Genomic DNA, 21,782 nt, shown 5'->3' with positions numbered 1-21,782 from the left:
GGGCGGGGAGCGCACACGGGGAGTCCAGCTGTGCAGGTCCGGTCGTCGAGGCCGGATGCGAAGCCGCCGTTCCTGAGGGAGGCCGCGTCGGCCGCACGGGCGCCCGGCGGGATACCGGACGCGGCGGGAGCCGCGATGACGGGCACGGCGAGCGGACCGAACGGCTGGAACGGTCTGCGGCGGTCCACGACTGCCTCCGGGTACGGGGGAACGAGAAAGGAAGGTGGGAGACGGAGCGCCTTCGCGTCGGTCCGGGCCCCTCGGGTCGTCAAAGCCTCTGCCACTGATCCGTCGTCCTGTCGGCTACGCCTCCTCCCGCCCGGCGAGCCCCGCCGCCGCCTCGTGCATGGCCAGTTCGAGCAGGACCGGGTCGGTGAGCGTGCCCGAGCCGTCCGGCGGGACCAGCCAGCGCGTCCCGCCGGCCGACGCGCGGCCCGGATACGGCACCACGATCCAGGTGCCGTCCCCCGCCGTACGGATACCGGTGCCGACCCAGCGGGCCGCGGTGCCCGGCGGCACGAGGAAACCCATCCGCGCGTCACCGAAGTCGACCAGCACCGGGCCGGGCCGGCCGAGGACGCGGGTGAGCACGTCGAGCGTGGGGTAGCCGAGCTCGCCCGGCAGGATCAGCACGTCCCACGCCTTGCCGGCCGGCAGCAGCGCCACCCCGTGCGGGTTGCGCTCCCACTCCCAGCGGCACGCCTCGGGATCGGGTGCGACCGAGGAGAGCCACTCGATCGCCGGCTTCGTCCCTGTCATCACAAACGCCTGCCTCTCTGCCGTGGACGCGGGAAGGTCGCGTCACGAGGAGGAGAGGAAGCTTTCCGCCGGGCATTACGCGGGTTTCGGCACCCAAGGGGAGTGAACCGGATCACGCCCGTCGAAATCCGGTCACCCATGCCGAAAGCCGGCCACGCCGCCGGGAACCGCTCTCAGCTGTCGAAGCCCAGCCCCAGCCTGTCCATCGTCCGCAGCCACAGGTTCCGGTGGCCCTCGTGGGTGTCGGCGTGCGCCAGCGACCACTTGGTGAGCGCGATGCCGGTCCAGGCGAAGGGCTCGGGCGGGAACGGCAGCGGCTTCCTGCGCACCATTTCCAGCTCCGTGCGCTCGGTGCGCTCCCCCGCCAGCAGGTCCAGCATCACCTCGGCGCCGAAGCGGGTGGCGCCGACGCCGAGCCCCGTGAAGCCGGCCACGTAGGCGACCCTGCCCCGGTGGGCGGTGCCGTAGAACGCCGAGAAGCGGGAGCAGGTGTCGATCGCGCCGCCCCAGGCGTGGGTGAAGCGGACCCCCTCCAACTGCGGGAAACAGGTGAAGAAGTGGTCGGCGAGCTTCGCGTACGTCTGTGGCCGGTCGTCGTACTCGGCCCGCACCCGCCCGCCGTACGGGTAGACCGCGTCGTAGCCGCCCCACAGGATGCGCTGGTCGGCGGTCAGCCGGAAGTAGTGGAACCGGTTGGCGCTGTCGCCGAGTCCCTGCCGGTTCCTCCAGCCCACGGACGCCAGTTGTCCGTCGGTGAGCGGCTCGGTCATCAGGGCGTAGTCGTAGACCGGGACGGTGTAGAGGCGGACCCGTTTGACCAGACTGGGGAAGATGTTGGTGCCGAGGGCGGCCGTGCGGGCGCGGATCTGCCCGTAGGGGGTGCGGACGGACATCCCGGCGCCGTACGGGCGCAGGGTGAGGGCGGGGGTGTGCTCGTACACGCGGACGCCGAGGTCGAGGCAGGCCCGCTTGAGCCCCCAGGCGAGTTTCGCCGGGTGGAGCATGGCCACGCCCCGGCGGTCCCAGAGGCCGGCCAGGAAGGTGGGTGAGTCGACCTGGGCGCGGACCGCGTCGGTGTCGAGGAGGTCGACGCCGTCGGCGAGGCCCCGGCGGTCGATCTCCCGGTACCAGTCGCGCAGTTCGCGTGCCTGGTAGGGCTCGGTGGCGACGTCGAGTTCGCCGGTGCGTTCGAATGCGCAGTCGATGGCGTGGCGGGCGACCGTCTCCTCGATGGCGTCGAGGTTGCGCGCGCCCAGCCGCTCCAGCCGGTGGATCTCGTCCGGCCAGCGGGCCAGGCCGTTGGCCAGGCCGTGGGTGAGGGAGGCGGCGCAGAATCCGCCGTTGCGGCCCGAGGCGGCCCAGCCCACCTCGCGCCCCTCCACCAGGACGACGTCCCGGTCCGGGTCGCGTTCCTTGGCGATCAGTGCCGTCCACAGCCCGCTGTATCCGCCGCCCACCACCAGCAGGTCGCAGGTCTCGGCGCCGGTGAGGGCGGGCCGGGGCTCCGGCCGGCCGGGGTCGTCCAGCCAGTACGCGGTCGGCCGGGCATCGGCGAGGGATTTCGCCCAACGGCTCATGGTCTTCACGCCTTCTGCCGCTTGCGGCGGTTGCCGACGGTCATGGAAACCAGCACCAGCAGGACGGCGACGACGAACATGGCCGTGCCGACGACGTTGATCTGTACCGGGGTTCCGCGCTGCGCGGCGCCCCAGACGAACATCGGGAAGGTGACGGTGGAACCCGAGGTGAAGTTGGTGATGATGAAGTCGTCGAAGGACAGGGCGAAGGCGAGGAGCGCGCCCGCCGCGATGCCGGGGGCGGCGATCGGCAGGGTGACCCTCAGGAACGTCTGGGCCGGACCGGCGTACAGGTCCTGGGCGGCCTGCTCCAGGCGCGGGTCCATCGACATCACGCGTGCCTTGACGGCGACCACGACGAAGCTGAGGCAGAACATGACGTGGGCGATGAGAATCGTCCAGAAGCCGAGCCGGACGCCCATGTTGAGGAACAGGGTCAGCAGCGATGCCGCCATGACCACCTCGGGCATCGCCATCGGCAGGAAGACCAGCGAGTTCACGGCGCCGCGGGCGCGGAAGCGGTAGCGGACCAGCGCGAAGGCGATCATGGTGCCGAGCACGGTGGCGCCGAGAGTGGCCCACAGCGCGATCTGGAGGCTGAGCGACAGCGAGCCGCACAGGCCGGAGACCCCGCACGGGTCCCTCCAGGCGTCCGTGGAGAACTCCTGCCACTCGTAGTTGAAGCGGCCCTTGGGCTTGTTGAACGAGAACACGGCCACCACCACGACCGGCAGCAGCAGATACCCGAGCGTCAGCAGTCCCGCGATGACGACGAGACGGCGCTTGAGCCAGTTGACGAAGGTCATCACACCAGATCCTCCGTGCCGGACTTACGGATGTAGACCGTGACCGCGAACAGGATCGCGGCCATCAGGATGAACGAGAGCGCCGCGGCCGTCGGGTAGTCCAGGATGCGCAGGAACTGCGTCTGGATCACGTTGCCGATCATGCGGGTGTCGGTGGAGCCGAGCAGGTCCGCGTTGATGTAGTCGCCGGTGGCCGGGATGAAGGTCAGCAGCGTGCCGGAGACGACGCCCGGCATCGACAGCGGGAGGGTGACTCTGCGGAAGGTGGTCGAGGGCCTGGCGTACAGGTCGTTCGCCGCCTCGTGCAGCCGGGGATCGATGCGCTCCAGGGAGGTGTAGAGCGGAAGGACCATGAACGGCAGGAAGTTGTACGTCAGACCGCAGACGACGGCGAGCGGGGTGGCCAGCACCCGGTCGCCGGCGGTCCAGCCGAGCCAGGAGGTGACGTCCAGTACGTGCAGCGCGTTGAGGATCTCGACCACGGGGCCGCTGTCGGCGAGGATCGTCTTCCAGGCGAGGGTGCGGATCAGGAAGCTGGCGAAGAACGGCGCGATCACCAGGATCATGATCAGGTTCCGCCAGCGTCCCGCGCGGAAGGCGATCAGATACGCCAGCGGGTAGCCGAGCACGAGGCACAGCACGGTCGCGGAGGCCGCGTAGAGCACCGAGCGGACGAACTGCGGCCAGTACGCGGACAGTGCGTCCCAGTAGGTGGCGAAGTGCCAGGTGACCTCGTAGCCGTCCTCCAGGGAGCCCGTCTGGACGGAGGTGGAGGCCTGGTAGATCACCGGCAGTGCGAAGAAGACGAACAGCCACAGCAGGCCGGGCAGCAGGAGCAGATACGGCGTCCGGCGGCCCCGCCTCCGCGGCGGCTTCGCCCGCGGGGCCTGCGCCGGGGCCGGCGCCGGGGGCGGGGGCGGGGGCGGCGACTGGGTGACGGTGGCCATCAGACGGCCTCCTCCCCGACGGTTTCCACACCGGCGTCCGCATCCTGTGCGGCGTCAAGACCGAAGGTGTGCGCCGGGTCCCAGTGCAGGACGACCTCGGCGCCGGGCGCCAGCCGGTGGTCGCGGTCGATGTTCTGGACGTAGACCTCGAACGCGGTGCAGACCGGGCTGTCGACGACGAACTGGGTGGAGACACCGAGGTAGCTGGAGTCGGAGATGCGGCCGGTGATCCGGTTGCGGCCCTCGGGTATGCGTCCGGCGTCGTCGGCGGGGACGAGGGAGATCTTCTCCGGGCGCACCCCGAGCAGCACCTTCCCGCCGGCCGCCGTGGGGCCGCTGTTGCGCGCCGAGGGCAGGACGAGCTTGCCGCCGCCCGCCTTCAGCACGATGTCGTCGCCCGACCTGGTGTCGACGTCGGCCTCGATGAAGTTGGACGTGCCGAGGAAGTTGGCGACGAACGTGGTGCGCGGGTTCTCGTACAGCTCGCTGGGCGGGCCGAGCTGCTCGACGCGGCCCCCGTTCATCACCGCGACCGTGTCGGCCATGGTCATGGCCTCCTCCTGGTCGTGCGTGACGTGCACGAAGGTGATGCCGACCTCGGTCTGGATGCGTTTGAGCTCCAGCTGCATCTGACGGCGCAGTTTCAGGTCGAGGGCGCCGAGCGGCTCGTCGAGCAGCAGTACCTTCGGGTGGTTGATCAGGGCGCGGGCCACGGCGACCCGTTGCTGCTGGCCGCCGGAGAGCTGGTGCGGCTTCTTGCGGGCCTGCTCGCCGAGCTGGACGAGTTCCAGCATCTCGCCCACCTGCTTCTTGACGCTCCTGATGCCGCGCCGGCGCAGACCGAAGGCGACGTTCTCGAAGATGTCGAGGTGCGGGAAGAGGGCGTAGGACTGGAAGACGGTGTTCACCGGCCGCTTGTACGGCGGGAGCGCGGTGACGTCCTGGTCGCCGAGACGGACGGTGCCGGCGGTGGGTTCCTCCAGGCCGGCGATCATCCTGAGGGTGGTGGTCTTGCCGCAGCCGGACGCGCCGAGCAGGGCGAAGAAGGAACCCTCGGGCACGGTCAGGTCGAGGGGGTGGACGGCGGTGAACGAGCCGTAGGTCTTGCCGAGGCCGGTGAGGCGGACGTCCCCGCCGTGGGCGGCCGTGTCGTGCGTCGTCTTCATCTCGTCACGCCCCCGTGAGCTTCGCGAACTTCGCTTCGAATGCCGTCTCTTCCTCGGCGCTCAGGGAGCGGAAGGAACGGGACTTGGCCTGCATGGCCTGGTCGGGGAGGATCAGCGGGTTGTTCGCCGCGTCCTCGTCGATCTTCGCGAGCTCGTCCTTCACTCCGTCGACCGGGCAGACGAAGTTGATGTAGGCGGCGAGCTCGGCGGCCGGCCGCGGCTCGAAGTAGTAGTCGATGAGCCGCTCGGCGTTGGTCTTGTGCCGGGCCTTGTTCGGGATCATCAGGTTGTCGCTGGACGTCATGTAGCCGCTGTCCGGGATCAGGAAGTCGATGTCCGGGTTGTCCGCCTTCAGCTGGACGATGTCGCCGGCCCAGGCGACACACGCGGCGAAGTCGCCCTTGCTGAGGTCGGAGGTGTAGTCGTTGCCGGTGAAGCGGCGGACCTGCCCCTGGTCGACGGCCTTCTGGAGGCGGGCTATCCCCGCGTCGTAGTCGTCGGCGGTGAACTTCTCCGGGTCCTTGTCCATGTCGAGCAGGGCCAGACCCATGGTGTCGCGCATCTCGGTGAGGAGGCCGACGCGCCCCTTGAGCTTCGGGTTGTCCAGCAGGTCGGAGAGCGTCTTCACCTCGACGCCGTCGAGCGCCTTCTTGTTGTAGGCGATGACGGCCGCGATGCCCTGCCAGGGGTAGGAGTAGGCACGGCCCGGGTCCCAGTCGGGGCTGCGGAACTGCGACGACAGGTTGGCGTAGGCGTGCGGCAGGTGGGACGGATCCAGCTTCTGCACCCAGCCGAGCCGGATCAGGCGGGCGGCCAGCCAGTCGGTGAGGACGACGATGTCGCGGCCGGTGTCCTGGCCGGCGGCGAGCTGCGGCTTGACCTTGCCGAAGAACTCGGTGTTGTCGTTGATGTCCTCGGTGTACGTGACCTTGATGCCGGTCCGCTCGGTGAACGCGTCCAGCGTGGGGTGTTCGCGCCCGCTGTCGTCGACGTCCATGTACTCGGTCCAGTTGGAGAAGGCGACGCTCTTCTCCTTCTCCGAGTGGTCCTCGGCCGATACGCCGCCCTGGGTGCTGCCCGCCGGGGGGATGCCGCAGGCGCTCAGCGCCCCGACGCCGCCGAACGCGAGCGCGCCGCCCGCGGAGGCGCGCAGCAGGGACCGGCGCGCCAGGGCCGCCCTGCCGTTGCGGAAGCTGCGCCGCACGGCGGCCACCTGGGCCGGGGAAAGGCGGTCGGGCTCGTACTGCTCCATACGCGTGGTGCCTTTCGGAGTGAGGCCGTCGGTCGGTCGGCCCGGTTTCTATCGGTCCCCGAAGATCGTGCGGTGCCAGTCCTTGCGGACCGCCGCCGTATTGTCGAACATGACGTGCTTGAGCTGGGTGTACTCCTCGAACGAGTACGCGGACATGTCCTTGCCGTGGCCGGACGCCCGGTAACCGCCGTGCGGCATCTCGCTGATGATCGGGATGTGGTCGTTGATCCACACGCACCCGGCCCTGATCTCGCGTGTGGCGCGGCCGGTCCGGTACACGTCCCGGCTCCAGGCGGAGGCGGCGAGTCCGTACGGCGTGTCGTTGGCGAGCGCGATGCCCTCGTCGTCGGTGCCGAAGGGCAGGACGACCAGCACCGGTCCGAAGATCTCGGCCTGTACGGCCTCGCTGTCCTGCGGGGCGCCGGCGATCAGGGTGGGCCGGTAGTACGCGCCGGCGGCGAGTTCCCCGCCCGGAGCCCGGCCGCCGGTCACCACGCGCGCGTAGGCGCGCGCCCGGTCGACGAAACCGGCCACCCTCTCGCGCTGCGCGTGCGAGACCAGCGGGCCGAGATCGGTCCCGGCGGCGAAGGGGTCGCCGAGCCGCACGGTCTCCATGAGCGCGGCGGTGCGTTCCACGAACGCCTCGTAGAGGGGGCGTTGCACATACGCGCGGGTGGCGGCCGTGCAGTCCTGGCCGGTGTTGATGAGCGCGCCCGCGACCGCTCCGTTGACGGCGGCGTCGAGGTCGGCGTCGTCGAAGACGACGAAGGGCGCCTTGCCGCCGAGTTCGAGGTGGACGCGCTTGACGGTGGCGGTGGCGACGGCGGCGACCCTCCTGCCCACGGCGGTGGAGCCGGTGAAGGAGGTCATGGCCACGTCGGGATGGCCGACGAGGTGCTCGCCCGCCTCCCGGCCGGTGCCGGTGACGATGTTGATCACACCGTCCGGGATGCCGGCGTCGGTGGCGGCCCGGGCGAAGAGGAGCGAGGTCAGCGGGGTGATCTCGGCGGGCTTGAGGACGATCGTGTTGCCCGCGGCGATCGCCGGGAGGATCTTCCACGCGGCCATCTGGAGGGGGTAGTTCCAGGGTGCGACGGAGCCGACGACGCCGATGGGTTCGCGGCGCACGTAGGAGGTGTGGTCGCCGGAGTACTCGCCGGCCGACTGGCCCTGGAGGTGCCGGGCGGCGCCGGCGAAGAAGGCGATGTTGTCGATGCTCCCGGGGACGTCGAACTCCCGGCTCAGCTTCAGGGGCTTGCCGCACTGCAGGGACTCGGCGCGGGCGAAGTCCTCGGCGCGCTCGGCGACCACGGCGGCGAACCGGTGCATCGCGTCGGACCGCTCGCCCGGGGTGGCGCCGGCCCACGCCCCGAACGCCTTCCGCGCGGCGGCGACGGCCGCGTCCACGTCGTCGGTGCCGGCGAGTTCGTAGGTGTACACGTCCTCGCCGGTGGCCGGGTCGACGACCGTGTGCGTACGGCCCGAGGTGCCCTTCGTCAGGCGTCCCGCGATGAACTGCGCCCCGTCGGCGAATCGTTCCCGCGCCGGAAATCGTTCCGGGGTGGCGTTGCCGGGGTGCTGCATGTCGCTCTCCTCCGTTTCCCGAGGGGGCGGCGTGGCGCCAGCTCGATTTGAGTGCCGATCCTGACAGAGGCATGCGATGCCAACAAGTGATTCCGTTGTTTCCATTTGGTTAAGCAACGAAATCTGTCGGCGGGGCGTTGTGCGAGCACGGAAAGGACAGGCCGATTGTCGGTGCTGCCTGCGAAACTCGCGCGCATGGGGATGAACACGGAGGCCGAGAAGGGCATGGAGAAGGCTGCGACCGCGGTGGGAGCCGGGGCGATCGATTCCCGGGAGGCCCTGATCGCGGCAGTGGCGACCGGGGAGCGGATCAAGTACCTGCACTTCTGGGGGCACCAGCCCCTGCCCGACGGCCGGATCGGGGCGGGCTGCCTGAGCCAGTGGTGGCCGTCGCCGTTCACGGTGGACGGCGCGACCTACAAGACCGCCGAGCACTGGATGATGGCGGCCAAGGCCCGGATCTTTGCAGACCCGGAGGCGGAACGGAAGATCCTGGCCGCAGGGCACCCCGCCGACGCGAAGAAGGAGGGCCGCCTCGTCCGGCACTTCGACGAGGCGACCTGGCGGCGCGAGCGGTTCCGTGTCGTCGTCGAGGGCAGCACGCACAAGTTCGCCGCCCACGCGGACCTGCGCGCCTTCCTGCTGAACACGGGCGACCGCGTCCTGGTCGAGGCGAGCCCCAGGGACCGCGTCTGGGGCATCGGGCTCGGGGCGAAGAACGAGAGGGCGTCGGACCCCGCCCAGTGGCGCGGCGCGAACCTTCTGGGCTTCGCCCTGATGCGGGCCCGCACCCGCCTCCGGGAGGCCGGGGCCGGGACGGACTCCTGAGCGGCTCCGGTCCGGCCGGCCGCGGTGAGGGTCCGGACGTCCGGACCGGCGCACCGGGACCGCACCCGGCCGCGTGACCGGGTGAGAGCCGCCCGGATGCGGCCGGCGCTACGCCACGAGCATCCGGGCACGGACGGTGGCCGGGGTCGGTCCGGGCCGGGCCGACCGGGCGAACCGGGCGAGGTCCGTCTCGCGGGCCCCGACGGAGGTCGCGCGTGCCTGCCCGGGCCCGGTCGTCGGCGCGGGTGAGGGCCGGGGCGCGGGCCGGGTCCTCCGTTGGGATCGGGCCGGGCCGGGCGGTCCTGATCAGGTGCCGGGCCCGCGAGCCCCGCATGATCCGGACGAGAGGTCCTACCAGTAGGGCGTGGTGAGGACGAGGATGCCGAAGCAGGCGCCCAGGAGGATGCCGGCCCAGCCGCAGATGAGACCGGCCAGGGCATGGCCCGGGTTGGTGGCTTCACCGCGGGCGGCCTTGCCCCGGCCCAGGGCACTGAAGATCACGGCGAGGACGCCGAGCCCGACGGCCAGCGGCCAGAGGCAGAAGATGACGGCCGAGATGATCCCGAGCACGAGTCCGGTGACCCCCATGCCGTTGGCGGGCTGCGGAGGCATGCCGGTCCAGCCGTAGTAGCCCTGGCCGGGCATACCGGCGTAACCGGACGGCTGCGCGGCCGAATGGACGTAACCGCCCTGGGGGCCGCCCGGGTAGCCGTACGACGCCCGGCCGGGGCCGCCGGGGGCGAGGGATGGTGGCGGGACCGGCTCGGCGGCCGGGGGCGCGAAGGGGTTGGGGACCACGGTGCCGTGACCGGCGGGCGTTGCGGGAGCGGACGGGGTGGAGGGGTCGGCCCAGGGCTGGGCGGACGGCGAGGCCGGGCCGGCGGCCGGGGCGCCCGTCGCGGGGAAGGACGTGACCGTCCGCTGGTCGTGCGCGGAAGGCGCCGGGGGAGCGGACGGGGCGCCGGAGGCCGGGGGCGTGCCGGCGGCAGCGGACGTACTCGGGGCGGGGGCCGGCGGATCGAACTCCGGGAGGGCGAACGGGTCGGTGACTCCGGCGGAGCCCGACGGTCCGGTCGCGCCCCGACTGCCGAGATCCACCTGGGTCGGCTCGGGCGGCGCCACGTCCCGCGGCGGGCTCTGGGGCGGCTGGGCCTGCGCGGCCCTGCTGTCCGCCGGCTCCGCCCAGACGTCGTCATGAGCATGCGGGTCCCGGGGCGGAGTACCGCCCGCCGGGTTCCCCCGCGCTTGCGGCGCCTGTGCGTCGTCGGCCATACGCTGGACCCCCTCCGTCGAACGTCCCGTCATCGTACGGCCCGCCCCCGCCCCGTGCGTGCCCGGCCTACGATGATCCTCGATCCACCGATCAGCCGATCACCCGCGTCCCGCCGCACCCCGGCCGGGGACGCCGCTCCCGGGGAGGGACCATGACCGAACGCCTCGCCTCGTCCGCCGAGGCGGGCAGCGGCCCGCACGATTTCATCGCCGGACTGCCCAAGGCCGAACTGCACGTGCACCACATCGGTTCCGCCTCCCCCCGCATCGTCTCGGAGCTGGCCGCCCGCCACCCCGACTCCAAGGTCCCCAGCGATCCCGAGGCGCTCGCCGCCTACTTCACCTTCACGGACTTCGCCCACTTCATCGACGTGTACCTGTCCGTCGTCGACCTGATCCGCACACCCGAGGACGTCCGGCTGCTCACCTACGAGGTGGCGCGTGAACTGGCCCGGCAGCAGGTGCGGTACGCCGAGCTGACGATCACCCCGTTCTCGTCGACCCGCCGCGGGATCGACGAGCGGGCGTTCATGGAGGCGATCGAGGACGCCCGCAAGGCGGCCGAGTCCGAGTGGGGGACCGTGCTCCGCTGGTGCTTCGACATCCCCGGCGAGGCCGGCCAGGAGGCCGCCGAGGAGACCACCCGGCTCGCCACCGACGACCGGCTGCGCCCGGAGGGCCTGGTCTCCTTCGGCCTGGGCGGACCCGAGATCGGGGTGCCCCGGCCACAGTTCAAGCCGTACTTCGACCGGGCCATCGCCGCGGGCCTGCACTCGGTGCCGCACGCCGGCGAGACCACCGGCCCCGGGACGGTGTGGGACGCCCTGGTCGACCTGCGCGCGGAGCGGATCGGGCACGGCACCAGCGCCGCCCAGGACCCCGAACTGCTCGCGCACCTCGCCGAGCGGCGTATCGCGCTGGAGGTGTGCCCCACCTCCAACATCGCCACCCGCGCGGTCGCGGACCTCGACGAGCACCCGATCAAGGATTTCGTCCGCGCGGGTGTGCTGGTCACCGTCAACTCCGACGACCCGCCGATGTTCGGCACCGACCTCAACACCGAGTACGTGGTCGCCGCGCGGCTGCTGGACCTCGACGAGCGGGGCCTGGCGGCGCTGGCGAAGAACGCGGTGGAGGCGTCGTTCCTGGACGCGCCGGGCAAGGCACGGCTGGCGGCCGAGATCGACGCCTACACCACGTCCTGGTTCGCCTCCCGGCCGCTGCGGTGAGTCCGTCCTCCGCCGCGGTGGACCGGTCGTCCCGTGAACCGGCAAGTGAACCGACCCCGCGAAGGGCCGCCATGCACCACGTGACCGCCGTGGCCCACCGCGGCGACCCGTACCACGTCCGCGAGAACACGCTCGCCTCGCTGCGTTCCGCGCTCGACAAGGGCGCGGACGCGGTGGAGTTCGACGTACGCCTCACCCGGGACGGCGTGCCGGTCCTGCTGCACGACGAGACGCTGAAGCGGCTCTGGGGGCACGACCGCCCGCTGCGGTCGCTGTCCTGGGAGGAGGTGCGCGGTCTGACCGACGGCGAGGTGCCCACGCTCCCGGACGCGCTGTCGGCGACCGAGGGCAGCAGGGTCATGCTGGACCTGCCGGGCGGTCCCTCCCCTCGCGCGGTGCGCCGGATCGTGGACGCCGTACGGGAGCACGGCGCCCGGGACCGCGTCCACTACTGCGCGGGCGCCGCCGCCATGCTCGCCGTCCGCGCGGCGGACCCGTCCGCCGAGATCGCCCTCACCTGCACGTCGCTGGCCCCGCCGCGCGCCGGCCTTCTGGAGGCGATCCGGCCGCGCTGGCTGAACTACCGCTTCAGCCTGGTCGACCGGGCCCTCGCCGACCGGGTCCACGCGGACGGCTACCTGCTCTCCGTGTGGACCCCGGACACCCGCCGCTCCCTGCGCCGCCTGCTGGCGCTGGGCGCCGACTCGATCACCACCAACCGCATCGACCTCCTGTGCGCCCTGCGCGCCGCCCGGTAGGGCCGGCAGGAGCCGTCCGGCGGATCACGCCGAGGACGCGAGGGGCGGCACGGCGTACGGGGCAAATGCCTCCAGCCGCTTGATCTTCTTGCGTACGGCGTACAGCGGGATCACGCCGAACACCCCGAACGCCATGTCGATGACGCTCCACCAGAAGGGGATGCCGCGGACCGGGCCGCAGACGAGGGCGAGCGGGATGACGCCGGCGCAGGCGATCATGCCGAACTCGACGATCCAGATGTTGCGGACCGGGTCGCGGTAGGGGCCGTAGAAGGCGACGGCGATCACGAGGTGGGCGAAGGCCAGCCAGTCGGTGCCGTAGAGGAGGAACGGATACTCGGCGTCGGCGGTGTCGAGTCCGTCCCGGACCCGCTCGATCCACTCCATGAGGGCGGGAAGGTGCTCCGGTACCCCCAGGGAGCGGAGCGCCTCCTCGGTCCAGCGCAGTTCGTGGACCAGGGGAAAGGCCGTGGCGCCGCTGAGCACCAGGCAGACGACGAAGAAGACCAGCCAGGCGCGAATGCCCTTGAGCAGGGCGGCTCTGTCGCTCATGACGGCAACATACGCCATTGTTGAACGCGTTCAAAAACCGGGGTCGAGTGAACTCCCTCCGTACTCCGCGCACTTCTCGCGCTCGCCACTCGCCGCGCACCGCGCACCGCGCACCGGCCGGCGCACGCAAGAAGCCCCGCGCCCGGAAGGGGCGCGGGGCCGAACCGGCATGCGGCTCCGCCGCCCGGGCGGGACCGGTCGCGACCGGCTACGCGTCGAGCGACGTCATCACGTGCTTGATGCGCGTGTAGTCGTCGAAGCCGTAGGCGCTGAGGTCCTTGCCGTAGCCGGACTTCTTGAAGCCGCCGTGCGGCATCTCCGCGACCAGCGGGATGTGGGTGTTGATCCACACGCAGCCGAAGTCGAGCTTCTTGGACATGCGCATCGCCCGGGAGTGGTCCTTGGTCCACACCGAGGAGGCCAGCGCGTACTCGACGCCGTTGGCGTACGCGACGGCCTGGTCCTCGTCGGTGAAGGTCTGGACGGTGATGACCGGGCCGAAGACCTCCTTCTGGACGATCTCGTCGTCCTGCTTCAGGCCCGAGACCACGGTGGGCGCGTAGAAGAAGCCCTTGTCGCCGACGCGCCTGCCGCCGGCCTCCACGCGCGCGTGCGCGGGCAGCCGGTCGACGAAGCCCTCCACCTGGGCCAGCTGGTGGGCGTTGTTGAGCGGACCGAAGAGGACGTCCTCGTCGTCGGGGGCACCCGTCTTCGTGTCGGCGGCGGCCTTGGCGAGGGCGGTGACGAACTCGTCGTGGATCGACTCGTGGACGAGGACGCGCGTGGCGGCCGTACAGTCCTGGCCGGCGTTGAAGAAGCCCGCGACGGAGATGTCCTCCACGGCCTTGGCGATGTCGGTGTCCTCGAAGACGACGACCGGCGCCTTGCCGCCCAGCTCCAGGTGGACGCGCTTGAGGTCCTTGGAGGCGGACTCGGCGACCTGCATGCCGGCCCGCACCGAACCGGTGATGGACGCCATCGCCGGGGTCTCGTGCTCGACCATCATGCGGCCGGTGTCGCGATCGCCGCAGACGACGTTGAAGACGCCCGTCGGCAGGACCGAGCCGAGGATCTCGGCGAGCAGGACCGTGGAGGCCGGGGTGGTGTCCGAGGGCTTGAGGACGACCGTGTTGCCCGCCGCGATCGCCGGGGCGAACTTCCACACGGCCATCATCATCGGGTAGTTCCAGGGGGCGACCTGGGCGCAGACGCCGACCGGTTCACGGCGCACGATGGAGGTCAGCCCCTCCATGTACTCGCCGGCCGAGCGGCCCTCCAGCATCCGCGCCGCGCCCGCGAAGAAGCGGATCTGGTCGACCATCGGCGGGATCTCCTCGGTGCGGGTCAGCCCGATGGGCTTGCCCGTGTTCTCCACCTCGGCCGCGATGAGTTCCTCGGCGCGCTCCTCGATGGCGTCCGCGACCTTCAGCAGGGCCTTCTGCCGCTCGGCCGGCGTGGCGTCGCGCCAGCCGGGGAAGGCCTCGGCGGCGGCCGCCATCGCGGCGTCCACGTCGGCCTGTCCGGACAGCGGCGCGGTCGCGTACGCCTCGCCGGTCACGGGGTTGACCACCTCGGTGGTCCGTCCGTCGGCGGCGTCACGGAACGCGCCGCCGATGTAGTTGCGCAGACGTCGCAGTTCGGTGCTCACTGCAGGTCCTCCCGGTGTTCCTCGTGGGTGTCCGAGGTGTCCAACCTCTGAGACACCCACCCTAGACGGACCTCTGACGCATTCAACACCCCCGACCACCCCAAGTCTGCGAAATCCGCAAACATTAACCCTCGTAACAACGGATTTCATCGAATGCGCCTTGCGGAACGATCGAGACCTCGTGCACAGTGACCGTGTGGCCAGTCGAAGCGCAGAACCCAAGGACTCCCGCGAGTCCAGGAACGGCGGCGGTCCCCACCTGGACGCCGTCTCCCTCGCCATCATCGAGCAGCTCCAGGAGGACGGCCGCAGGCCCTACGCCGCCATCGGCAAGGCCGTCGGCCTGTCGGAGGCGGCCGTGCGCCAGCGCGTCCAGAAGCTGCTCGACCAGGGCGTGATGCAGATCGTCGCCGTCACGGACCCGCTCACGGTGGGCTTCCGCCGGCAGGCGATGGTCGGCGTCCACGTCGAGGGTGACGTGGAGTCCGTGGCCGACGCGCTGAGCGCCATGGACGAGTGCGAGTACGTGGTGATGACCGCGGGCTCCTTCGACCTCATGGTCGAGATCGTCTGCGAGGACGACGACCACCTTCTGGAGGTCATCAACCGACGCATCCGGGCCGTGCCCGGCGTGCGCTCCACCGAGAGTTTCGTCTACCTCAAGCTCAAGAAGCAGACCTATATGTGGGGAACCCGATAATCGTGAGCACCGACAGCCCCAAGGACCTCAGCAAGGCCGCGTACGACCACCTGTGGATGCACTTCACCCGCATGTCCTCGTACGAGAACTCCCCCGTGCCCACCATCGTCCGCGGCGAGGGCACCCACATCTACGACGACCGGGGCAAGCGGTACCTCGACGGTCTCGCCGGGCTGTTCGTCGTCCAGGCGGGGCACGGCAGGGTCGAGCTCGCCGAGACCGCCTTCAAGCAGGCACAGGAACTGTCCTTCTTCCCGGTGTGGTCCTACGCCCACCCCAAGGCCGTGGAACTGGCGGAGCGGCTGGCCCACGAGGCGCCGGGCGACCTGAACAAGGTCTTCTTCACGACCGGCGGCGGCGAGGCGGTGGAGACCGCCTGGAAGCTCGCCAAGCAGTACTTCAAGCTGACCGGCAAGCCGACCAAGTACAAGGTCATCTCCCGCGCGGTGGCCTATCACGGCACCCCGCAGGGGGCCCTGTCGATCACCGGCCTGCCGGCTCTGAAGGCCCCGTTCGAGCCGCTGGTGCCGGGCGCCCACAAGGTGCCGAACACCAACATCTACCGGGCCCAGATCCACGGCGACGACCCGGAGGCGTTCGGCCGCTGGGCCGCCGACCAGATCGAGCAGCAGATCCTCTTCGAGGGCCCGGACACGGTCGCCGCGGTCTTCCTCGAGCCGGTGCAGAACGCCGGCGGCTGCTTCCCGCCGCCGCCCGGCTACTTCCAGCGGGTCCGCGAGATCTGCGACCAGTACGACGTCCTGCTCGTCTCGGACGAGGTCATCTGCGCCTTCGGCCGCCTGGGCACGACGTTCGCCTGCGACAAGTTCGGCTACGTACCGGACATGATCACCTGCGCCAAGGGCATGACCTCCGGCTACTCCCCCATCGGCGCCTGCATCGTCTCCGACCGCCTCGCCGAGCCGTTCTACCAGGGTGACAACGTCTTCCTGCACGGCTACACCTTCGGCGGCCACCCCGTCTCGGCCGCGGTGGGCGTCGCCAACCTCGACCTGTTCGAGCGCGAGGGCCTCAACCAGCACGTACTGGACCACGAGGGCGCCTTCCGCTCCACGCTGGAAAAGCTGTACGACCTGCCGATCGTCGGCGACATCCGCGGCAACGGCTTCTTCTACGGCATCGAGCTGGTCAAGGACAAGCACACCAAGGAGACCTTCGACGACGCCGAGACCGAGCGCGTCCTGTACGGCTTCCTGTCCAAGAAGCTGTACGAGAACGGCCTGTACTGCCGTGCCGACGACCGCGGCGACCCGGTCGTCCAGCTCGCCCCGCCGCTGATCTCCGACCAGGAGACGTTCGACGAGATCGAGCAGATCCTGCGCGCCACCCTGGAGGAGGCATGGACGAAGCTGTGATCCCGCGCCGCGCTCTTCAGCCGTGAGCTTCCACCGTGGTCTCCCGCTGTGATCTTCGGTTGGAATGACCGAACACGGCCCCGGTGCCGCCCGTTCGAGTGAGAAACGGCGGTCCGGGGCCGCGTGCTGTCCGGCGTCCCGTCGCGTGCTGCCTAGCGTGCCCAGTGACCGATCGGCTCTGCTTTCGTTCCCCCGCATGGGGGATTCACGAATCTCGCACGGCATTTCTGATCCGAACCGAGGTGTACGCCATGGTGGCCCCACCGGACAACGACGTGCTCTGGGCACGCGCCCTGCGCTTCCGGCACAACGACGGCTCACCCGGGCTGAGCGGGGTCTCGCTCGGCGTCGGGGAGGGCGAGATCCTCGCCGTCGGCGGCCCGCGAGGCAGCGGAAAAACGACCCTGCTGCGGTGCCTGTCCGGCCTGGTGCCCGTGGCGGGCGGCGAGATCTGGTTCAACAGCGTGCCCGTGCACACCATGCGCACGGCCGCACGCGAGCGGCTGCGCCGGGAGCGCTTCGGCTGGATCGACCCGACGCCGGTGCTCGTCCCCGAGCTGAACGTCTGGGAGAACGCCGCCCTTCCCCTGATGCTGCGCGGCATCGCCCGCCGCCCGGCCAGGGCGACCGCCCTGGAGTGGCTGGAGCGGCTCGACGTCGGCGACAAGGCCCGCAAGCACCCCGGGGACCTGGTGCACGCGGAGCGCCAGCGGGTCTGCATCGCCCGCGCACTCGCCCCGGCTCCCTCGGTGCTGTTCGCCGACGAGCCGACCGCCCCGCTGCACCGCGCCGACCGGCGGCACGTCCTGCGCACGCTGACCACGGCGGCCCGTTCGCACGGCATCACGGTGCTCCTCGCCACCGCCGACGCGGACACCGCGGCCCTCGCCGACCGCACGGTGTCGCTGCTCGACGGGCGCCGGGTGCGCACCGTACACCTGCCTCCGGTCTCCGGGACCGCCGAGACGGAGGGCCGGGCCGCGTGCTCGCTCTCCGTCTGACCCGAGGTGCCCGTCCGGCCGTCCAGCTGCGCCGCTTCCTGGTCGCCGCGGCCTCGGCGGGCACGGGTTTTCTGCTGCTGTGCGCCCTCGGCCACGCGCTCGGCCCCCCGGGCGCGCCGTCCGCCTCGCTGCTCCGGCTGGCCTGGTGCGCGGCCCCGCTGGTAGCCACGGTGTACTTCGCGGTCACGGTGGCCCGGACCGACCCGGGAACCAGGCCCCGGTCCGGGCTCTCGGCGCTCGGCCTCGGCCCGGTCCGGCTGATGACGATCTCCGCGACGACCACGGCCCTGACCTGCGCGCTGGGGTCGGTGACCGCGCTGCTCGTCTTCCTCCACCTGCGCGGCGACCTCGCCGGCACTCCCTTCGACGGCTCCGGCACCGACTTCCTGGCCGCCGGCCGGCCGCTGCCGCTCCCGGCGACCCTGACCCTGCTGACGCTGGTGCCGGGGAGCGCCTCGGTGGCGGTGGCGCTGGCGCTGCGCCCGCGAGAGCGGGCGGCGGGACCGTCCCGTTCGGGGCGGACGGCGTACGGCCGCTTCGGCGCGTACCGTGCCACGGCCGCGCGGGAGACGTTCGGGGCGTACGGACGCTTCGGCAGACACCTGGAGACGGCGGCCCACGGCCGCCGCCCGTCCGCCGCCCGGCAGCGAACGCCGGAGGAGGCACAGGCACCACTACAGACACAGACACAGACACAGGCACAGCAGGATCGGCTGCGGGCGGATCTTCCGGGGCAGGACCCCGAGCGGGCGCACGGGCCGCACGGCACGCAGGACGACCCCGATCCGGCGGCCGCGGTCCCGGCGTCCGGCGCCGGCAGGGCACCGTCCGGTCTCCCCTGGGGCATCGCGGTCCTGGCCGTGGGCCTGGCCGTGGGGGCCTACACGAGCCGTACCGGCGTCGGCGCCGTGACCGGCGACCGGCCCGGCACACCGGCCGGTCCGGTGCTGGCCGCCGTCGGGCTGGCCCTGGCCGGTCCCGGCCTCACCCATCTGTGCGGCCGGCTGCTCCAGTCGGTCCGCCCGGGTGCCCTGCGCCTGCTGGCCGGACGGCTCCTCATGACGGAGGCCACCAGGATCGGCCGTCCGCTGGGCGTGGTCTGCGCCGTGCTGTCGGGCGCGTACGCCCTGGGCTCGCTGTACTACGCCGACGGCCGGTCGGTCGGCCCGCTCGCCCTGCTCGGCGTGCTCCTGGTGACCGGCTGCACCGTGGCGACGCTGCTGACGGCCGCCGTCGAGGCCAAACAGGCGCACGCCGGCACCACGGCCGCGCTGCTGCGTCTCGGGGCTCCCGCCTCGACACCGCGCCGGGCCGCGGCACTCAGGGCCGGCACACTCGTCGCCCTGTTCGGCCCGCTGACCGTGATCGTGGCCCAGTTGTCGGCGCTGTCCCTGGCCCTGTGAGGCCGCGCACCGTCCGACCCCGGAGCCCCGAAGAAAATCTCCGCGGGCGATGAGTTCCGTACGCTGCGCCGGTCTACCCCCTCGAACGACACGGCACGGAACCGCTCAGGAACCGGCAGACCCACGGGAGAGGCACCCCCCATGACGCAGCAGATGATCTTCGTGAACCTGGCCGCCGACGACCTCGACGCATCGAAGAAGTTCTTCACGGCGCTCGGCTACAAGCTCGACGAACAGTTCAGCGACGAGAACACCGCCTCCGTCGTGATCGGCGACACCGTCATCGTGATGCTGCACACCAAGCAGCGCTACGCGGAGTTCACGAAGAAGGAGATCGCCGACTCCACCAGGACCAGCGAGGTGCTGCTGGCCCTGAGCTCCGAGAGCCGCGAGAAGGTCGACGAGCTGGTCGAGAAGGCCCTCGCGGCGGGCGGCTCGGTCAGCGGGGAGACCCAGGACCAGGGTTTCATGTACGGCCGCGCCTTCGACGACCTGGACGGCCACACCTGGGAGATCGTGTGGATGGACTCGTCCGCACTGGAGGGCTGAGGACGGACCTGGGCCGAGCCGGGCCGGGAGGGCCGCGGCGGCCGGGAACCTCCGGTACCCGGGCTTCCGGTACCCGGGCCTCCCGCCGCGGTCCACCTCCCGGCGGTCCACCTCCCGGCACGAGCGGGGGAAGACGACTCCCGCCCATGCCGCCTCTCACGGCAACCACGGTGACCACGAGATCGAGACGCTCGAGGAGTTCGACGCGATCGTCTCGGCCCGCGGCACTCTCGCCGGGTTCCGGATCCAGTCCCTGGATCCGACCGACCGGACACGGGAGTTGCTCGCCGCGGACACCGCCGGCGCCGTCTTCCTCGGCTGCCGGAAGCGACCGGAGGCGACCGACAGGCTCCGTACCGACGGCCCCCTGGTCCTCCCACCCGTCCCGGGGCTCCCCTTCGCCCCGTACCCCGGACGCCCTCACCTACGAGTCGCACGGCGACCCGACCCCGATGGTGCTGGTGAACCGGGCGCACCGGACGGAGAGGCTGCCCGCCTGGCCGCTGCTCCAGTCGCTCGCCCGGGAGCACTCGATGGAGGCGCGCATCACCCTGGTCGACCGGATCGAGAAGGCTCCGGAGGCGTTGAAACGCCTGGGCAGTTAACGAATCGGCAAAGTGATGACCTGCTGTCGGCATATGCGTTGACACTACTTATGCGGCGCTTATAGACCTGGGAGCCTCATGGGAGTGCTGATGCTGCATCAACACTCCCTCAGCCCCCCGCATTTGCGCATCCCGTAAAGGACAAACGTGACAGTTCTGTCCGTATCACGCGGTACGGCCTCACGCCGTACCGTCGCACGCACCGTACGCGCCCTCGGTGTCGTCTCCGCGTCGGCCGCACTCACCGTCGGCCTCGCCGGCAGCGCGGCCGCGTGCAACATCAACGAGTTCTCGGCCGAGGCGAAGTGCGTCGGTGACAAGGGTGTCATCACCGTCACCGACGTCGACCCGGCGGGCGTTCCCGCCACCGTCACCGTGTTCCTGGAGAACAACGGTGCCGACGAGAAGAAGGTCGGCGAGCAGGTCGTCAAGGGTTCCCGTGAGGGTGTGACCATCACCTTCGAGGAGGACTGGCAGCCCAACGCCGAGTACCGCATCCACGTCAAGGCCAAGCCCTACGTGGACGAGGACATCAAGCCGAACCTGACCACCCCGGCCACGGCCTGCAAGGGAGAGGAGGAGCCTCCGGCTCCGTCGGAGCCCGCTCCGACGCCGTCGGACTCCGCCTCGACCCCGCCCGAGGACGAGGGCGAGGACGAGCCCGGCACGCCGAATCCGTCGGAGTCCGAGCCCGAGACCACCGCTCCGGCGGACACCTCGGACAACGCTCCGTCGCCCGCCGTCGGTGAGTCGAACCTCGCTGAGACCGGCGCCGACTCCAACACCGGCCTGATCGCCGGTATCGCGGCGGCCCTGGTCGCCGTCGGTGGCGGTGCGGTCTTCTTCGGCATGCGCCGTCGCGGGGCGAACAGCGACAGCTGACGCCTCGAGGAGGTGAGGTGATGGCCCGTCCCGGAAGGGGCGGGCCATCACCGTGCGGGAGCCGTCGCCTCTCCCGGCGGTTCACCTCACCCGAACGTCGCCCGTTCCAGCCAGAACTCCAGCAGCTCCCGGTCGCCCAGCACCTCCACCTCGGGTGCGTCGAGCGGCAGCCGGCGGTAGAAGGCGAGGAGCACGGAGGTCAGCGGGCCGCGAAGGGCGACCGTGGCCTTCTCGTGGCCGCGGTGCCAGGAAACGCCCTCCTCGGTCAGCTCGATGCTCCATTCCGCGTTCACCTCCGGGCCGGTGTCGGTGGCGTGCAGATGGATGCTCCGGTGCGGGCCGCGCAGCTCTCCCGCCGTGTCCTCCGGCAGCGTCCGCTGCGCCCACTGCACGATCTCCAGCCACTCGTCGATCGCGTCGGCGGCGACATCGGGCGCGACCTCGTAGGGCAGTCCGGCGGCGAGGGTCGCGTCCGCGCGGTGGACCGTCATCTCGTGCGTCATACGGCGGGCCCAGAATCCGGCATTGCGGATTCCCGCCCAGCTCCACACCTCGGCGTCCGGCCCGGCCTCCCGCAGCGCCTCGACGAGCAGGTCACCCGACTCGGCCAGCCACGCGTCCAGCGCGGCGGGGTCGCCCCGTACCTCGGGCCCGTCGAATCCCGGCACCCGCTCCTCGGGGATCTCCTCCCCGGCCCGGGTGCGCACCATCAGCGCGGCCCAGCGCAGAGCGCCGCCGACATGCCGGACGAGCTCCTCCAGGGACCACTTCGGTGTGGTGGGCACCGTGCCGTCCAGATCGGCGCCCGAGGTCACCACGGACCGCAATCGTCCTGCCTGGTCGGCGATTTCGTCACAGTAGCGGTCGTGCGCGAGGGAGGTCATGCCG

General features: G+C 71.3%; 20 protein-coding genes and 2 pseudogenes. 11 read left to right on the top strand and 11 right to left on the bottom strand.

Going from position 1 to position 21,782, the window contains the following annotated elements; genetic code table 11:
* Window positions 1-303: 303 nt before the first annotated feature.
* The 7 genes from OHB56_RS30300 to OHB56_RS30270 all read right to left on the bottom strand — a co-directional run bounded on the left by OHB56_RS30300 (window position 304) and on the right by OHB56_RS30270 (window position 8,091).
* Window positions 304-759 carry a hypothetical protein gene (locus OHB56_RS30300; protein WP_406356693.1) on the bottom strand — a complete coding sequence of 152 codons (456 nt, stop codon included), beginning with the start codon at window positions 757-759 and terminating at the stop codon, window positions 304-306.
* 173 nt (window positions 760-932) lie between these two features.
* Window positions 933-2,336 carry an NAD(P)/FAD-dependent oxidoreductase gene (locus OHB56_RS30295; RefSeq protein WP_406356691.1) on the bottom strand — a complete coding sequence of 468 codons (1,404 nt, stop codon included), beginning with the start codon at window positions 2,334-2,336 and terminating at the stop codon, window positions 933-935.
* A gap of 5 nt (window positions 2,337-2,341) precedes the next feature.
* A complete protein-coding gene (locus OHB56_RS30290) occupies window positions 2,342-3,142 on the bottom strand; it encodes an ABC transporter permease (protein WP_326754982.1) in 801 nt (266 codons plus the stop codon).
* Window positions 3,142-4,089: an ABC transporter permease gene (locus OHB56_RS30285; protein WP_406356689.1), complete on the bottom strand. Its 948-nt coding sequence runs from the start codon at window positions 4,087-4,089 to the stop codon at window positions 3,142-3,144. The genes OHB56_RS30290 and OHB56_RS30285 overlap by 1 nt, the downstream gene beginning before the upstream one ends.
* Entirely contained in the window at window positions 4,089-5,255 is a 1,167-nt protein-coding gene (locus OHB56_RS30280; RefSeq protein ID WP_326754980.1) for an ABC transporter ATP-binding protein, read from the bottom strand. The genes OHB56_RS30285 and OHB56_RS30280 overlap by 1 nt, the downstream gene beginning before the upstream one ends.
* 4 nt (window positions 5,256-5,259) lie before the next feature.
* Window positions 5,260-6,507 (bottom strand): PotD/PotF family extracellular solute-binding protein, encoded by a 1,248-nt coding sequence (locus tag OHB56_RS30275; protein WP_406356686.1) that lies wholly within the window; start codon window positions 6,505-6,507, stop codon window positions 5,260-5,262.
* Between the two features lie 48 nt (window positions 6,508-6,555).
* Window positions 6,556-8,091, bottom strand: a complete 1,536-nt coding sequence (locus OHB56_RS30270; RefSeq protein WP_406356685.1) for a gamma-aminobutyraldehyde dehydrogenase — start codon at window positions 8,089-8,091, stop codon at window positions 6,556-6,558.
* Window positions 8,092-8,286: 195 nt separating this feature from the next.
* Here OHB56_RS30270 and OHB56_RS30265 point away from each other — a divergent pair, with 195 nt between their 5' ends.
* Complete coding sequence (locus OHB56_RS30265; RefSeq protein WP_406356684.1) at window positions 8,287-8,919, top strand: NADAR family protein; 633 nt, start codon at window positions 8,287-8,289, stop codon at window positions 8,917-8,919.
* 351 nt (window positions 8,920-9,270) lie between these two features.
* Here the strand turns inward: OHB56_RS30265 and OHB56_RS30260 are convergent, their stop codons facing one another.
* Entirely contained in the window at window positions 9,271-10,191 is a 921-nt protein-coding gene (locus tag OHB56_RS30260) for a hypothetical protein (RefSeq protein ID WP_406356683.1), read from the bottom strand.
* A gap of 152 nt (window positions 10,192-10,343) precedes the next feature.
* Between OHB56_RS30260 and OHB56_RS30255 the strand changes: the two genes are divergently transcribed.
* Together OHB56_RS30255 and OHB56_RS30250 are read left to right on the top strand one after the other, a co-directional pair.
* Window positions 10,344-11,420 carry an adenosine deaminase gene (locus OHB56_RS30255; protein WP_406356681.1) on the top strand — a complete coding sequence of 359 codons (1,077 nt, stop codon included), beginning with the start codon at window positions 10,344-10,346 and terminating at the stop codon, window positions 11,418-11,420.
* 71 nt (window positions 11,421-11,491) lie between these two features.
* On the top strand, window positions 11,492-12,178 hold the full coding sequence (locus OHB56_RS30250) for a glycerophosphodiester phosphodiesterase (protein ID WP_406356680.1): 687 nt from the start codon (window positions 11,492-11,494) through the stop codon (window positions 12,176-12,178).
* A gap of 24 nt (window positions 12,179-12,202) precedes the next feature.
* Here OHB56_RS30250 and OHB56_RS30245 read toward each other — a convergent pair whose 3' ends face one another.
* Together OHB56_RS30245 and OHB56_RS30240 are read right to left on the bottom strand one after the other, a co-directional pair.
* The gene (locus tag OHB56_RS30245; protein ID WP_406356678.1) at window positions 12,203-12,730 is read right to left on the bottom strand and encodes a hypothetical protein; all 528 of its coding nucleotides are present in this window, start codon (window positions 12,728-12,730) and stop codon (window positions 12,203-12,205) included.
* Between the two features lie 208 nt (window positions 12,731-12,938).
* Window positions 12,939-14,378: a gamma-aminobutyraldehyde dehydrogenase gene (locus OHB56_RS30240; protein WP_055593113.1), complete on the bottom strand. Its 1,440-nt coding sequence runs from the start codon at window positions 14,376-14,378 to the stop codon at window positions 12,939-12,941.
* Between the two features lie 181 nt (window positions 14,379-14,559).
* Between OHB56_RS30240 and OHB56_RS30235 the strand changes: the two genes are divergently transcribed.
* From OHB56_RS30235 to OHB56_RS30200, 8 genes and pseudogenes are all read left to right on the top strand, one after another.
* Window positions 14,560-15,078 carry an Lrp/AsnC family transcriptional regulator gene (locus tag OHB56_RS30235; protein ID WP_326754972.1) on the top strand — a complete coding sequence of 173 codons (519 nt, stop codon included), beginning with the start codon at window positions 14,560-14,562 and terminating at the stop codon, window positions 15,076-15,078.
* Between the two features lie 2 nt (window positions 15,079-15,080).
* The gene (locus OHB56_RS30230) at window positions 15,081-16,454 is read left to right on the top strand and encodes an aspartate aminotransferase family protein (RefSeq protein WP_326754971.1); all 1,374 of its coding nucleotides are present in this window, start codon (window positions 15,081-15,083) and stop codon (window positions 16,452-16,454) included.
* Between the two features lie 251 nt (window positions 16,455-16,705).
* The gene (locus OHB56_RS30225) at window positions 16,706-17,455 is read left to right on the top strand and encodes an ATP-binding cassette domain-containing protein (protein WP_326754970.1); all 750 of its coding nucleotides are present in this window, start codon (window positions 16,706-16,708) and stop codon (window positions 17,453-17,455) included.
* Window positions 17,437-18,858, top strand: a complete 1,422-nt coding sequence (locus OHB56_RS30220) for a hypothetical protein (protein WP_406356675.1) — start codon at window positions 17,437-17,439, stop codon at window positions 18,856-18,858. Before OHB56_RS30225 ends, OHB56_RS30220 begins: the two co-directional genes overlap by 19 nt.
* Before the next feature lie 141 nt (window positions 18,859-18,999).
* Complete coding sequence (locus OHB56_RS30215) at window positions 19,000-19,407, top strand: VOC family protein (RefSeq protein ID WP_406356673.1); 408 nt, start codon at window positions 19,000-19,002, stop codon at window positions 19,405-19,407.
* 181 nt (window positions 19,408-19,588) lie between these two features.
* Window positions 19,589-19,822, top strand: a pseudogene (locus OHB56_RS30210) (Rossmann fold nucleotide-binding protein); the annotation flags it as partial.
* Between the two features lie 10 nt (window positions 19,823-19,832).
* Window positions 19,833-20,012: pseudogene (locus tag OHB56_RS30205) on the top strand (Rossmann fold nucleotide-binding protein); the annotation flags it as partial.
* 147 nt (window positions 20,013-20,159) lie between these two features.
* The gene (locus tag OHB56_RS30200) at window positions 20,160-20,894 is read left to right on the top strand and encodes an LAETG motif-containing sortase-dependent surface protein (RefSeq protein WP_406356671.1); all 735 of its coding nucleotides are present in this window, start codon (window positions 20,160-20,162) and stop codon (window positions 20,892-20,894) included.
* Between the two features lie 86 nt (window positions 20,895-20,980).
* Here the strand turns inward: OHB56_RS30200 and OHB56_RS30195 are convergent, their stop codons facing one another.
* A complete protein-coding gene (locus OHB56_RS30195) occupies window positions 20,981-21,778 on the bottom strand; it encodes a maleylpyruvate isomerase family mycothiol-dependent enzyme (RefSeq protein ID WP_406356670.1) in 798 nt (265 codons plus the stop codon).
* Between the last annotated feature and the right edge of the window lie 4 nt (window positions 21,779-21,782).

The sequence above is a fragment of the Streptomyces sp. NBC_01635 genome, assembly GCF_045209715.1.
Lineage (GTDB): Bacteria > Actinomycetota > Actinomycetes > Streptomycetales > Streptomycetaceae > Streptomyces > Streptomyces hirsutus.
The sequence above is the reverse complement of the archived record's forward strand: the minus strand, read 5'-3'. Positions and strand labels throughout refer to the sequence as shown.